The organism is Aliiroseovarius sp. S1123 (genome assembly GCF_023015885.1).
Lineage (GTDB): Bacteria > Pseudomonadota > Alphaproteobacteria > Rhodobacterales > Rhodobacteraceae > Aliiroseovarius.
This window is the reverse complement of the sequence record NZ_JALKBE010000009.1, coordinates 84,293-98,129: the sequence shown is the minus strand read 5'-3', so window position 1 is coordinate 98,129 and position 13,837 is coordinate 84,293. Positions and strand designations below refer to the sequence as shown.

At 60.3% G+C, this 13,837-nt stretch carries 14 protein-coding genes and 1 riboswitch; of the genes, 12 read left to right on the top strand and 2 right to left on the bottom strand.

Going from position 1 to position 13,837, the window contains the following annotated elements:
- Positions 1-6: 6 nt before the first annotated feature.
- From MWU53_RS14745 to MWU53_RS14715, 7 genes are all read left to right on the top strand, one after another.
- Entirely contained in the window at positions 7-963 is a 957-nt protein-coding gene (locus MWU53_RS14745; protein WP_247094411.1) for a hemolysin family protein, read from the top strand.
- Positions 956-2,473, top strand: a complete 1,518-nt coding sequence (gene lnt, locus MWU53_RS14740) for an apolipoprotein N-acyltransferase (RefSeq protein WP_247094410.1) — start codon at positions 956-958, stop codon at positions 2,471-2,473. Before MWU53_RS14745 ends, lnt begins: the two co-directional genes overlap by 8 nt.
- Positions 2,474-2,512: 39 nt before the next feature.
- A riboswitch (SAM-SAH riboswitch) is annotated at positions 2,513-2,561 on the top strand.
- Positions 2,562-2,567: 6 nt separating this feature from the next.
- A complete protein-coding gene (gene metK / locus MWU53_RS14735; protein WP_247094409.1) occupies positions 2,568-3,734 on the top strand; it encodes a methionine adenosyltransferase in 1,167 nt (388 codons plus the stop codon).
- 73 nt (positions 3,735-3,807) lie between these two features.
- Positions 3,808-4,536 carry a tRNA (guanosine(46)-N7)-methyltransferase TrmB gene (gene trmB / locus MWU53_RS14730; protein WP_247094408.1) on the top strand — a complete coding sequence of 243 codons (729 nt, stop codon included), beginning with the start codon at positions 3,808-3,810 and terminating at the stop codon, positions 4,534-4,536.
- A gap of 182 nt (positions 4,537-4,718) precedes the next feature.
- Complete coding sequence (gene aroA, locus MWU53_RS14725; RefSeq protein ID WP_247094407.1) at positions 4,719-6,071, top strand: 3-phosphoshikimate 1-carboxyvinyltransferase; 1,353 nt, start codon at positions 4,719-4,721, stop codon at positions 6,069-6,071.
- A complete protein-coding gene (locus MWU53_RS14720) occupies positions 6,068-6,589 on the top strand; it encodes a hypothetical protein (RefSeq protein WP_247094406.1) in 522 nt (173 codons plus the stop codon). The genes aroA and MWU53_RS14720 overlap by 4 nt, the downstream gene beginning before the upstream one ends.
- Entirely contained in the window at positions 6,586-7,197 is a 612-nt protein-coding gene (locus tag MWU53_RS14715; protein WP_247094405.1) for a d(CMP) kinase, read from the top strand. The genes MWU53_RS14720 and MWU53_RS14715 overlap by 4 nt, the downstream gene beginning before the upstream one ends.
- 28 nt (positions 7,198-7,225) lie before the next feature.
- Here MWU53_RS14715 and MWU53_RS14710 read toward each other — a convergent pair whose 3' ends face one another.
- On the bottom strand, positions 7,226-7,699 hold the full coding sequence (locus MWU53_RS14710; protein ID WP_247094404.1) for an isoprenylcysteine carboxylmethyltransferase family protein: 474 nt from the start codon (positions 7,697-7,699) through the stop codon (positions 7,226-7,228).
- Positions 7,700-7,984: 285 nt separating this feature from the next.
- On the opposite strand from MWU53_RS14710, the gene rpsA reads away from it, so the two are divergent.
- From rpsA to trpB, 5 genes are all read left to right on the top strand, one after another.
- A complete protein-coding gene (rpsA, locus tag MWU53_RS14705) occupies positions 7,985-9,670 on the top strand; it encodes a 30S ribosomal protein S1 (protein ID WP_281501439.1) in 1,686 nt (561 codons plus the stop codon).
- A gap of 276 nt (positions 9,671-9,946) precedes the next feature.
- Positions 9,947-10,228, top strand: coding sequence for an integration host factor subunit beta (gene ihfB, locus MWU53_RS14700; RefSeq protein ID WP_142851987.1), 282 nt, complete (start codon positions 9,947-9,949; stop codon positions 10,226-10,228).
- 9 nt (positions 10,229-10,237) lie between these two features.
- The gene (locus tag MWU53_RS14695) at positions 10,238-10,588 is read left to right on the top strand and encodes a LapA family protein (protein ID WP_247094402.1); all 351 of its coding nucleotides are present in this window, start codon (positions 10,238-10,240) and stop codon (positions 10,586-10,588) included.
- 5 nt (positions 10,589-10,593) lie between these two features.
- The gene (locus tag MWU53_RS14690) at positions 10,594-11,241 is read left to right on the top strand and encodes a phosphoribosylanthranilate isomerase (RefSeq protein ID WP_247094401.1); all 648 of its coding nucleotides are present in this window, start codon (positions 10,594-10,596) and stop codon (positions 11,239-11,241) included.
- A 102-nt stretch (positions 11,242-11,343) separates the two neighbouring features.
- On the top strand, positions 11,344-12,591 hold the full coding sequence (gene trpB / locus MWU53_RS14685; RefSeq protein ID WP_247094400.1) for a tryptophan synthase subunit beta: 1,248 nt from the start codon (positions 11,344-11,346) through the stop codon (positions 12,589-12,591).
- A 61-nt stretch (positions 12,592-12,652) separates the two neighbouring features.
- Here trpB and MWU53_RS14680 read toward each other — a convergent pair whose 3' ends face one another.
- Positions 12,653-13,816: a serine hydrolase gene (locus MWU53_RS14680; RefSeq protein ID WP_247094399.1), complete on the bottom strand. Its 1,164-nt coding sequence runs from the start codon at positions 13,814-13,816 to the stop codon at positions 12,653-12,655.
- Positions 13,817-13,837 lie beyond the last annotated feature (21 nt).

The window sequence follows — 13,837 nt, the reverse complement described above, 5'->3', positions numbered from 1 at the left end:
GGACTAATGGGCGACACCGCAGACGGATCTTCTAAGGCAGCGCAGAGCGCGCTGCAGGATGAAACAACACATCACAGGCCGGGATTCTTCAGCCGCATCTTCGGCGCGCGCAGTCCCCGCAAGCAGGATCATGTCGCGCCCACTGACGCCGCGCCCGCTGGAAATGGCGGGCTTCCCAGTGAAGCCCCGGGCATGGTTAACCTTCGACGCATGCGCGTCGAGGACGTGATGATCCCGAAATCCGAGATCGTATCGGCCCCCGTCGATATCCTGGAGGACGAGCTGGTCGACGTGTTCCGCGAAAGCGGCTTGTCGCGTCTTCCGGTGTTTGACGGGACGTTGGACAGCCCGATTGGGATGGTCCACCTGAAAGACCTTGCTCTGAACCACGGATTTAACGGTAACCCCAGCAAGCAGTCGGTCCGCTTTGTCTTGCGCAAGCTAATCCGCCCGCTTCTGTTCGTTCCGCCATCGATGCCCATCGGGGTGCTCTTGCAGAAAATGCAGACCGAACGCATTCATATGGCGCTGGTCATTGATGAATATGGCGGCGTGGACGGCCTTGTGACCATCGAAGACCTGATCGAACAGGTCATCGGCGAGATCGAGGACGAACACGATCTTGAAGAAGGCAAGCTGTGGATCGAAGAAAAGCCCGGCTGCTATCTGGTCGAAGCCAAGACGCCTTTGGATGAGTTCGAGGCAGAAACCGGCGTGCGTCTTCAGCACGAAGAAGCCGATGATGACGAAATCGAAACACTGGGCGGACTGGTATTCGTTCTGTGCGGGCAGGTGCCTGCACGTGGTGAAGTGATCGCCCATCCCGGCGGGGCCGAGATCGAGGTCGTCGACGCAGACCCTCGCCGTATCAAGCGTTTGCGCCTGCGCGTGCCGGGCCCGATGCCCGCGCCGCATCAAGTGGCTGAGACCAGCGCGGATGACGCGTCAGCAACGAATGCCTGACATTGACGCCCATGTGGCGCGACTGGCCGCGCGCCCTCGGGTGCGGGTCATTGTGTTGCTTGCGGCGGGTGCCATTGCCGCGCTGGGGCAGGCGCCGTTTATAATCTGGGCGGCGACGCTGGCAGGGCTGCTGGCCGCGTTCCTGTTCTGGCGACACAGCCCGTCGCCGCGCGCGGCTGCGCTGCAGGGCTGGCTGTTCGGTCTTGGCTATTTCACCGTCACGATGAGCTGGCTGGTCAATCCGTTCTTCGTCGAACCCGAGCGTCACGGCTGGATGGCCCCCTTCGCGCTTCTGGGCATGGCAGGAGGGCTGGCGTTGCTCTGGGCGCTGGGCTGGGGCGTGGCGCGCTGGCTCGCGGGGGATGGCCGCTTCGGGTGGCTGTTCTGGCCTGCCGGACTGGCCGCAGCCGAGCTGTTGCGCGGTTCTCTGTTCACCGGCTTTCCGTGGGGCGGGCCGGGGCTGGTCTGGATCGACACGCCTCTGGCACAGATCGCAAATCTGGTGGGCGTGTCAGGGCTGAGCTTTCTGACCGCGCTGTGGGTGGCGCTGTTGGCGGTGGCCTTGGTCGGTCGAGGTCGTAGAGACGCAGCGGGGGCGATCGCCTTGTCTTTGGCATTGGGCCTGGGCTCAGTCTTGGCGCCAACGCCTCTGCCGGAAGATACCCCCCACACGCTCCGCTTGATCCAACCCAACGCGCCCCAGCACCAGAAATGGGATCCCGACTTTGCCGAAAGCTTTGTCCACCGCCAGTTGGAGCTGACCGCCACCCCGCCCGAGGGCGCGCGCCCGAATCTGATCATCTGGCCCGAAACCTCGGTGCCGTATCTGATGCGCCACGCGACCCGCCTGTTCCCTCTGGTGGCCGAGGCTGCCGACGGCCCGCCCGTCTTGATGGGCATTCAGCGGGCCGAGGAGCTGCGCTATTTCAACAGCCTTGTGCAGGTCAATACGGACGGCATCGCGCGACCGGTCTATGACAAACATCACCTTGTGCCGTTTGGCGAATATGTCCCGCTTGGCGACGCGATGGCCCGCATCGGCATCCGCGCTTTCGCGGCGCAATACGGGCAGGGCTATTCAGCGGGGCCGGGGCCCGTCGTGCTGGATATGGGTGCCTTGGGCAAGGTACTGCCCCTGATCTGCTACGAGGCTGTTTTCCCCCGCGATATCCGCAATGCGCCCGAACGCCCCGACTGGATTTTGCAAGCAACGAATGATGCCTGGTTCGGGGATTTCTCGGGGCCGCAGCAGCACCTGATCCAAGCCCGCTTTCGCGCAATCGAGTTCGGCCTGCCGGTGATCCGCGTGGCCAATACTGGGATCAGCGCGGCGATTGACGTGCGCGGTCAGGTGCGCGCGTCGCTGGCGTTGGGGCAGGCAGGCTATCTGGATGTGATCCAACCTGGTGCCGCCGCCGTAACCCTTTATGCGCGCGCGGGCGATTGGCCGCTTTTCTTGTTGCTGATCGGCGTCGCAGGCTGGGGCGCATGGACGCGCCGTCGCTTTTAACATTGACCTTTGCAGATAAAGGCCAGATACCAATCCGGACCACCGTCACAACGGCTTCCTGGCGTGGCGGGTTGAGCTAAATGGAGCATGTTTCATGTCACGACAGAACTATACATTCACTTCGGAGAGTGTGTCCGAAGGGCATCCCGACAAGGTGTGTGATCGTATTTCCGATGCGGTACTTGATGCCTTTCTGACCGAAGAACCGAACGCGCGCGTGGCATGCGAGACCTTCGCCACCAGCGGCATGGTCGTCATCGGCGGCGAGGTCGGATTGTCCGACGAAGAACGACTGAAGTTCATGATGGGCTCGATCGATCAGATCGCCCGCGATTGCATCAAAGATATCGGCTACGAGCAAGAGCAGTTCCATTGGAACACTTGCCGGGTGATGAACTTCTTACACGATCAGTCGGGTAACATCGCCCAAGGCGTGGACCGCGATGGCGCAGGCGACCAAGGGATCATGTTCGGCTATGCCGTCAATGAAACACCCGAACTGATGCCCGCCCCGATCCAATATTCGCACGCCATTCTGAAGCGTCTGGCCGAGGTGCGCAAAAACGGAACCGAGCCGACGCTTGGCCCGGATGCAAAGTCTCAGCTTTCGCTGCGCTATGAGGATGGCAAACCGGTCGAGGTCACCTCGATCGTGCTGTCCACCCAGCACCTTGACGAAACCATGACCAGCGACGACGTGCGCGCCGTGGTCGAGCCCTACATTCGCGAGGTCGTACCCACTGAATGGATCAACGGCGGCACCGAATGGCACGTGAACCCGACTGGCAAGTTCGTGATCGGCGGACCAGATGGTGACGCGGGCCTGACTGGGCGCAAGATCATCGTGGACACCTATGGCGGCGCAGCTCCGCATGGCGGCGGCGCATTCTCGGGCAAAGATCCGACGAAAGTGGACCGCTCGGCCGCCTATGCCGCACGCTATCTGGCGAAGAACATTGTGGCAGCCGGTATGGCTGAACGCTGCACCCTGCAGCTATCCTATGCCATTGGCGTGGCCAAACCGCTGTCGATCTATGTCGACACCCATGGCACTGGCGAAGTGGACGAAGCAGGTATCGAACGCGCCGTGGCACAGGTCATGGATCTGACCCCGCGCGGCATTCGCGAGCATCTGGGCCTGAACAAACCAATCTTCGAACGCACCGCAGCCTACGGCCATTTTGGTCGCGCCCCCGAAGCCGATGGCGGATTCAGCTGGGAAAAAGTCGATCTGGTCGAGGCGTTGAAGAAAGCCGTCTGATCTGCGACCTAATACACCGAAAGGGCGGGCCGTCACTTGACGCGCCCGCCCTTTGCGTTGCATAGGCGCGGCCATGACCCAAGATGATGCATCGCAAAACAAACACCGCTCGGGCGCGCCATGGCGCAATTTCTATGGCCGTCTGAAAGGCAAAGGGCTGCGCGACAGCCAGCAGACCTATCTGGACGAGGATCTGGCAGCCCTCAGCCCCGGCGCCGTCGGCTGGGAAGAAAATCCCGACCGCACACCGCTTGATCTGAAGACGCTGTTCGGTGACAAACCCGTCTGGCTGGAAACCGGCTTCGGCGGCGGGGAGCATATGGTCCATCAGGCCGCGACCTATCCCGAGATCGGCATCATCGGCTGCGAGCCCTATATCAACGGCGTCGCCATGCTTCTGGGCAAAATCCGCGATGCGGGTTGTGAGAACGTCGCTGTGCATCCGGGCGACGTGCGCGACCTGTTTGACGTGCTGCTGCCCGAAAGCATCGACAAAGCCTTCCTGCTTTACCCTGACCCGTGGCCCAAGAAACGCCACCACCGCCGCCGCTTTGTGACGCCTGAATATTTGGAGCCTTTCCACAAGGTCCTGAAACCCGGCGCCGAATTCCGCGTGGCCACCGACATCCCCGACTATGTCCGCCAAACGCTGGAAGAAGTGCCGCGCGCGGGCTTTGAGTGGCTGGGTGAATGCGCCGACGATTGGCGTACCCCATGGAGCGACTGGATTTCGACCCGCTACGAACAGAAAGCGCTGCGCGAAGGCCGCACGCCGCACTATCTGACCTTCCGCCGGATCTGATCACGCTCATTTTCTTGCCACAAATATCCTGGGGTTCGAAGGCTTCCCGGAAACTGTCCGGGGGACAGTTTCGCCTGAGAACGGGCGGAGCCCCGGGGATATGCCGAGGGGCAAAGCCCCTTTCCACTGGCCTCGCCAAAATGTCTGCGCTATCAGGGCTGCAAGACTAAAGGAGAACGCCCATGTCCGGACACGGCCCCGCCATCCCCATGACCGCCCGCAAATCCGGCCCGCTAAAGGGCACGGCTAATGTACCAGGGGACAAATCGATCAGCCACCGCTCGCTGATCCTGGGTGCCATGGCCGTGGGCGAAACCCACATCACCGGCCTTCTGGAAGGCGAAGACGTGCTGGGAACGGCGGACGCGATGCGGGCCTTTGGTGCGGATGTGGAGCGTCTGGGCGATGGCGAATGGCGCGTGAACGGCGTTGGCGTCGGCGGTTTTGCCGAACCCGAGGATGTGATCGACTGCGGCAATGCGGGCACCGGTGTGCGTCTGATCATGGGGGCGATGGCGACCTCTCCGATCACCGCGACCTTTACCGGCGACGCTTCGCTGCGTTCGCGCCCAATGGGCCGCGTGACCGATCCGATCGCACTGTTCGGTGCGCAAAGCTATGGCCGTGACGGTGGGCGCATCCCGATGACCATCGTTGGTGCACGTGAGCCTGTCGCAGTGACCTACACCACGCCAATGGCCTCGGCGCAGGTGAAATCGGCTGTGCTGCTTGCTGGCCTGAACGTGCCGGGCAAAACCGTGGTGATCGAGAAAGAAGCCACCCGCGACCACACCGAGCGGATGCTGGCGGGCTTTGGGGCCGAGATCACGGTCGAGGACACCGACGAGGGCCACAAGATCACCCTGACTGGCCAGCCTGAACTGCAACCGCAAACCATCGTTGTCCCGCGCGACCCCAGCTCGGCCGCCTTCCCGGTATGCGCCGCACTAATTGTGCCCGGCTCGGACGTGCTGGTGCCGAATATCGGTCTGAACCCCACCCGCGCGGGGCTGTTCTATACGCTGCAGGACATGGGCGCGGACCTGACTTTTGAAAACGAGCGCCTTGAGGGCGGTGAACCCGTTGCTGACCTGCGCGCGAAATACTCGCCCAACATGAAGGGCATCGTGGTGCCGCCCGAGCGTGCCGCCAGCATGATCGACGAATACCCGATCCTGTCCGTCGTGGCGTCCTTCGCCACCGGCAAGACCGATATGCCCGGCGTGCACGAGCTGCGCGTGAAGGAAAGCGACCGGATCGACGCCATGGCCAAGGGCCTGCGCACGGCGGGTGTGACCGTGGATGAAGGCGAGGATTGGTGGAGCGTCGAGGGTCTTGGCCCGGATGGCGTCCCGGGCGGCTGCACCGTTGCCACCGTTCTGGACCACCGCATCGCGATGAGCTTTGCGTGCCTGGGCTTCGCATCGCAAAAGCCGATCAATCTGGACGATGGCGGCCCCATCGCCACCAGCTTCCCGGTGTTCGAGCCGCTGATGGCAGAGCTGGGCGCTCAGATTGTTCGCAGCAACGCATGAGCCTGACGCGCGCATTCTGGGTGGTGTTTGCCGCGATGGTGCTTGTGTATTGCGCCATGGTGCTTTGGTCTTTGCCGATCATCATGAGTGACGCGAACGGCTTGATGCCGTTTGATTTGCGACCGAGCGGATATACCACCGAAGAGGCACGTGCTTTTCTGTCTGCCCTCAGCGAAAGTGGTCGGGCCCATTATTTGGGCGTCCAACATAAGTTGGATACGCTTTATCCCGGTTTGATGGCCCTCTCTTTGATCTTGGCCTATCTTTTGCTGTTTCCAACGAAGTGGGCAGCGGGGTTTTCGGTGCTTGCGGGTCTGGCCGCTGTGTTTGACTGGAGCGAAAACAGCGCGGTTGCGGATCTTTTGCGACTGGGTGCTGAAGGCATTGATGAAGAAGTCGTCTCGGCCGCGGCGCAGTTCACCATGTTGAAATCGGGTTTTGTGGCCGTCGCGTTGACCATACTACTGGTCGGAGTTGCTGGCATGATGTGGCGTCGTTGGAAAGGACAAGCGGTATGACATTCATCGTAGCAATTGACGGTCCTGCCGCTGCGGGCAAGGGAACAATTTCCAAAGCGGTCGCGGCGCATTTCGGATTTGCGCATCTGGATACCGGGCTGCTTTATCGTGCCGTGGGGGCGAAGACCCTGACGGGTGCTGATCCGATTGAAGCCGCCAAGACGCTAACCCCGGCAGATATGCAAGGCGATCTGCGCACGCCCGAAGTGGCGCAGGCGGCCTCGAAAGTCGCCGTGATTGCCGAGGTGCGCGCCGCGCTTGTTGATTTCCAGCGTAACTTCGCCGCCCATGGTAGCGGCGCAGTGCTGGACGGGCGCGATATTGGTACGGTGATTTGCCCGGATGCTGACGTGAAACTGTGCGTCACCGCCAGCGCCGAAGTGCGGGCCGAACGCCGTTTCTTGGAGCTTTCCGCCAAAGACCACGATGTCACCCGCGAACAAGTGCTGGCAGACGTGATCGCACGTGACAAACGTGACAGTGAACGGGAAGAGGCGCCGTTGAAGCCCGCCGAGGATGCGGTGATCATCGACACGTCAGACCTGTCGATCGCGGATGCGGTAGCGCAGGCCGTCAGCGCAATTCGCCAAGTGTTCGGAGTAACCTGATCCGACACCGTTATCGTGGATTAATCAATCAGAGCCATCGGCGCGTGTTCCGAGTGTATTCCTCGTACTCATGGCCAAAACGCTGGCGTAGATAGCGCTCTTCAGGCCGTATCATCCAGACCTCAAGCACGATCATGCAGACTATGGCAATCGCTAAGAACCACAGGCTGTTCACAGCAAGTCCCAACCCAACTGCGATTGAGATCGCACCAAGGTAGTTGGGGTTGCGTGAATATTTGAACGGCCCATCCGTGACAAGGCACGTGGTCGGGGTGCCGGGCAGAGAGGGTTGCTCATACTTGTCCAGTGTGACTTTCGACGCGGAAATTAGACGAAATCCGGCAACCACAAGTGCGATACCGAAAGGGAGTAGAACCCAAAATGGCAGGCCCGGAATAGTTGAGGGCGCAAGGAGCTCGATTAGTATCGCGATCGCAAGCGCTGGGAACATCACTACATCACTGATCTTCCACGCCTGTCTGTGAGCAACGGGTTCTGTCATCCGGCATCCTCTCTTCGTCATGGGATATGTGGCGATCTGGTGCCGGATTTCAACTCGTGCTAGCTATGATGCCTGCCGCCAACAAAAGGCAGCCGCCCCTTGATTTACAGGCAGAATCCCCGTAAATCCCGCCCTGTCGACAAGGTGTAATTGCCGCGACACAGGGAAAAACGAGCAGGGTCGGAGCACCGGCCCTCTTTGTTTTGCGTCTAACCTGTTGACCAAATTGGGAAATCCAAGACCGGCGGAGACAACCGCTCGGCCCGTGAAAATGACTGTAAAGGAATGAAACGCCAAATGGCTAACGCAACCATGGAGGAATTCGAAGCCCTCCTTAACGAAAGCTTCGAAATGGACACCCCGGACGAGGGTTCGGTTGTCAAAGGTAAAGTCATCGCTATTGAAGCTGGCCAAGCCATCATCGACGTAGGCTATAAAATGGAAGGCCGCGTTGATCTGAAAGAATTCGCAAACCCGGGTGAAGCCCCTGAAATCGCCGTTGGCGACGAAGTGGAAGTCTTCCTGCGCGCGGCTGAAAACGCCCGCGGCGAAGCCGTCATCTCGCGCGAGATGGCCCGCCGTGAAGAAGCATGGGACCGCCTGGAAAAAGCATACGCAGACGATGCACGCGTCGAAGGCGCGATCTTCGGTCGCGTCAAAGGCGGCTTCACCGTCGATCTGGGCGGCGCTGTTGCGTTCCTGCCCGGCTCGCAGGTTGACGTGCGCCCCGTACGTGACGCTGGCCCGCTGATGGGTCTGAAGCAGCCCTTCCAGATCCTGAAAATGGACCGTCGTCGTGGCAACATCGTTGTGTCGCGTCGCGCTATCTTGGAAGAATCGCGTGCCGAACAGCGTGCCGAAGTCATCGGCAACCTGTCGGAAGGCCAAGCAGTTGACGGCGTCGTCAAGAACATCACCGAATACGGTGCGTTCGTTGATCTGGGCGGTGTTGACGGCCTGCTGCACGTCACCGACATGGCATGGCGCCGTGTGAACCACCCGTCCGAGATCCTGACGATCGGCGAAACCATCAAGGTTCAGGTCATCAAGATCAACAAAGAAACCCACCGCATCAGCCTGGGCATGAAGCAGCTGCAAGACGATCCGTGGGATCTGGTTGCTGCCAAGTACCCGCTGGAATCGGTGCACACTGGCCGCGTGACCAACATCACCGACTACGGTGCATTCGTCGAGCTGGAGCCCGGTGTCGAAGGTCTGGTACACGTTTCGGAAATGTCGTGGACCAAGAAGAACGTACACCCCGGCAAGATCGTTTCGACCTCGCAAGAAGTCGAAGTCATGGTTCTGGAAATCGACGGCGCCAAGCGTCGCGTATCGCTGGGCCTGAAGCAGACCATGCGCAACCCGTGGGAAGTGTTTGCAGAAACGCACCCCGAGGGCACTGAGGTCGAAGGCGAAGTCAAGAACATCACCGAATTCGGTCTGTTCATTGGTCTCGACGGCGAAATCGACGGCATGGTTCACCTGTCGGACATCTCGTGGGACCAGCGTGGCGAAGAAGCCATTCAGGACTTCAAGAAGGGCGACATCGTCAAAGCCGTTGTTTCGGAAGTTGACACCGACAAAGAGCGTATCTCGCTGTCGATCAAAGCTCTGGACGGCGACCCCTTCGCAGAAGCCGTTGGTGGCGTGAAGCGTGGCTCGATCATCACTGTTGAAGTGACTGCAATCGAAGATGGCGGTATCGAAGTCGAGTATGAAGGCATGAAGTCCTTCATCCGTCGTTCGGACCTGTCGCGTGACCGTTCTGAACAGCGCCCCGAGCGCTTCCAGGTTGGTGACAAGCTGGACGTTCGCGTGACCAACGTCGACTCGAAATCGCGTCGTCTGGGTCTGTCGATCAAAGCTCGCGAGATCGCAGAAGAGAAAGAAGCCGTAGAACAGTATGGTTCGTCGGATTCGGGTGCATCGCTGGGTGATATCCTGGGCGCCGCTCTGAAGCAGGACTAAGTCCTCGCATCATAAATTCTGGAACGGCCCTGCGCGATGCGTGGGGCCGTTCTGTTTTCAGGCAAGGCGAATCACGTCGATCATCGGCGGACGTTTCCAAGGCGGAAACGATGTGCATTTGCAGCATCGGTTTTTTCGCGCCGAAAACGGCTGAAATCCGTTTAATTTCCCCCAAGTTCTAACCTAAGACTTGTATGCACGGCGCGGGTTTGGTCCTATACTTCGACAGAATAAGGATGCAAAATCCATTAGATAGGCCAATTTGGGGGGACCAGAATGATCCGGTCTGAACTGATCCAGAAGATCGCGGATGAAAACCCGCACCTCTATCAGCGTGACGTTGAGCGCATTGTGAACACCATATTCGAAGAGATCATTGAGGCCATGGCCCGTGGCGATCGGGTCGAACTGCGCGGCTTTGGCGCATTTTCGGTGAAGAAAAGAGATGCTCGTATCGGACGTAATCCGCGCACCGGCGAATCTGTCGAAGTCGAAGAAAAGCACGTTCCGTTTTTCAAGACCGGCAAGCTGTTGCGGGATCGACTGAACGGCAAATAAGAGGTCCAAATGCGGTACATCCGTTACGCCTTTCTGGCGGCACTTGGTGTTGTGTTGATCACGGTGGCGCTGGCCAATCGCGGCAGCGTGACATTGAACATCCTACCCGGCGAGCTGTCGGGTTTTCTGGGGTGGAGCTGGTCCATCTCACTTCCGCTTTTCGTGATTATCTTCGGCAGCGTCGTGGCGGGTATCCTGATCGGCTTCGTTTGGGAATGGCTGCGCGAACACAAACTGCGCGCGGAAGGCGCTCGTCACCGTCGTGAACGCGACCAGCTGGCGCGCGAGGTGAAGACCCTGCGCGAACCCAAGGCCCGCACCGGCGACGATGTGCTGGCATTGCTGGACAAGACCAGCTGAACAAGATGAGCATTTCAGTAAAGATCTGCGGGCTGAAAGACCCCGAACAGCTTGCGGCTGCGGTTGACGCAGGCGCGCGCTATATCGGGTTCAACTTTTTCCCCAAAAGCCCGCGCTCGGTCACGGTCGAACAGGCCGCCGCGCTGATGCTGGACGTTCCCATGGGCGTGGCCAAGGTCGCGCTGGTCGTGAACATGGACGATGCCGGGATCGAAGAAATCGTGAACGGAACGACCACCGACATGATCCAGCTACACGGCTCGGAAAGCCCAGAGCGCGTGGCCGATGTCAAGGCACGCTTTGGCCTGCCGGTGATCAAGGCCATCGGCATTGCCGGGCCAGACGATGTTGTGCAGATCGAGCAGTATGCCGGGGTTGCGGATCAGCTGTTGATCGACGCCAAGGCCCCCAAGGGTGCAGATCTGCCGGGAGGCAACGGCATCGCCTTCGACTGGCGTCTGGTGCAGCGCAAATACTGGCCGTGCCCGTGGATGCTGGCCGGTGGCTTGACCGCTGACAACGTGGCCGAGGCGATCCGCCTGACAGGTGCCAAGCAGGTTGATGTGTCCTCGGGCGTGGAAAGCGCGCCGGGCGTGAAAGACCCCGCTTTGATGCGCGCCTTCGTGTCCAATGCACTGGCCACCAAGGTCTAGTCCTGCGCGCGACGTAAAGGACGTGTGTAGGGTCTAAAAACCGCTGGAAAACCACGCCCCCCCCATCTATGCAGGTGTGAAATGCGCAGAGCGGGGGGCACCATGGCCAACGATCTTTTTAACAGCTTCATGAACGGTCCTGATGAAAAGGGCCGGTTTGGCGACTTTGGCGGACGTTTCGTGTCCGAGACACTGATGCCGCTCATCCTCGACCTTGAGGCCGAGTACGAGAAGGCCAAGACCGACGACAGTTTCTGGGCCGAGATGAACGATCTGTGGACCCACTATGTCGGCCGTCCCAGCCCGCTTTACTTCGCCGAAGGTCTGACCGAGCATCTGGGCGGCGCCAAGGTCTATATGAAGCGTGACGAGCTGAACCACACCGGCGCGCACAAGATCAACAACGTGCTGGGTCAGATCCTGCTGGCCCGCCGCATGGGCAAGACCCGGATCATCGCGGAAACCGGCGCCGGTCAGCACGGCGTGGCCACCGCAACCGTCTGCGCCAAGTTCGGTCTGAAATGCATCGTCTATATGGGCGCCCATGACGTACAGCGTCAGGCCCCGAACGTGTTCCGTATGCGTTTGCTGGGCGCCGAGGTGATTGCGGTTGAAAGCGGTCGCGGCACGTTGAAAGACGCAATGAACGACGCGCTGCGTGACTGGGTGACGAACGTGGCCGACACGTTCTATTGCATCGGCACGGCGGCTGGTCCGCACCCCTATCCGGCAATGGTCCGTGACTTCCAGTCGATCATCGGCAAGGAAGCGAAAGAGCAGATGATGAAGGCCGAGGGCCGTCTGCCTGACACGATCATTGCGGCCATTGGCGGCGGTTCAAACGCCATCGGCTTGTTCTATCCGTTCCTTGACGATGACAGCGTGAACATCATCGGCGTCGAAGCCGGCGGCAAGGGCGTGAACGAGAAGATGGAGCACTGTGCGTCCTTGACCGGCGGACGTCCCGGCGTACTGCACGGCAACCGGACCTTCCTGCTGCAAGACGATGACGGGCAGATCCTCGACGGCTACTCGATCTCGGCCGGTCTGGACTATCCGGGCATCGGGCCGGAACACAGCTGGCTGCACGAGATTGGCCGCGCGGAATACGTAGCGATCACCGACAAGGAAGCGCTGGACGCGTTCCAGCTGTGCTGCTCGACCGAGGGCATTATCCCCGCGCTGGAACCCTGCCACGCGCTGGCGCATGTGACGAAGATCGCACCGAAGCTGCCCAAGGATCACATCATCTGCATGAACATGTGTGGACGTGGCGACAAGGACATCTTCACCGTCGCCAAGTATCTGGGCTTTGATATGTCAGATACAGAAGGCCGCGACGTGGATTGATCCGCGACCTTCCCAAACGAATACCGGGCCGTCCTGATAGGGCGGCCCGTTTCCGTTTGGCCTAAAGGCTTGCCGCAATGCGCCGGAACATGTCGATGTTCGTTGCGTTGACGCCTTCGCCCCGAAACCCGCGATCCGCGCTGTTCAGCGCAATCACCACGCCGCGCGCCTTGTCGATATAGATGTACTGGCCATAGATGCCGCGTGCGTAGTACTCGCCTTCGGTCGCGTCCGGGGCCATCCACCACTGATAGCCGTATTGCTCTTTGCCGGGGGTAGTCGGGGCCGAGGGCCGGGTTGACGCCGCAATCCAGTCTGCAGGCACGATCTGCTGACCGTTCCACATGCCGTCCTTCCGGAACATCTCGCCAAAGCGGGCATAGTCACGGGTGGTCAGGTTCAGCCCGCCCAGCACGAAGGCCACGCCATAGCCGTCGGTCAGGTAATAGGGGTCTGCCTCAAGCCCCATCAGGGCGATGACGTGTTCCTGAAGCAGGTCGGGAATGCTGCGCCCGGTGGCACCACGCACGATCATGCCAATCACATGCGTGTCGATCGAGACATATTGCCAAGTCTCACCCGCAGGCGCGAAGCTATCCTCAAGTCCCGCTGCAAACTGATCCATCGACCGTCCCAGCGCCAGCACACGGCCCATGCGGTTGATGTCCGAATTGAAGTCTAAATAGTCCTCGTCAAACACCACGCCCGAGGCCATGTTCAGCACGTTGCGAATGCTCGCCCCATCATAGGCGCTGCCTTTCAGCTCGGGCGCATATTGCACCACCGGATCGTCCAAGGATGCGATGGCGCCTTGTTCCAGCACGATTCCCACCAGCGCCGAAAGATAGCTTTTCGCCATCGACCAACTGATCCGACGATCTTGTGGCCCGGTGCCAAGGTAGTAACTTTCATGGCGCAGCTGCCCGTCCTTCAGCGCCACCATCCCAGTGACCGCGCGATCCTTGATCCATGTGTTCACCGCCGCATCCGGCGCCCAGCTTTTCCCAGTCGGCAGCGGGGTCACCGGCCCATCCCCGCGCGACATGCCGCGCGTCAGAAAGGCGCTGTCCATGTTGGAAAAGTTGCCCACGATCTTCTCTTCCGAGAACAGAGAGTTCACGGCCAGAAGTCGCGTGATTTGCTCGCGTTTCCAAAACCCTACGAGGACCAGAAGCACGATCAGGACAAGGACGGCGCGGGTAAGGAATTTTAGGACGGTACGCATGGGATCTCCGAATATTTGAAG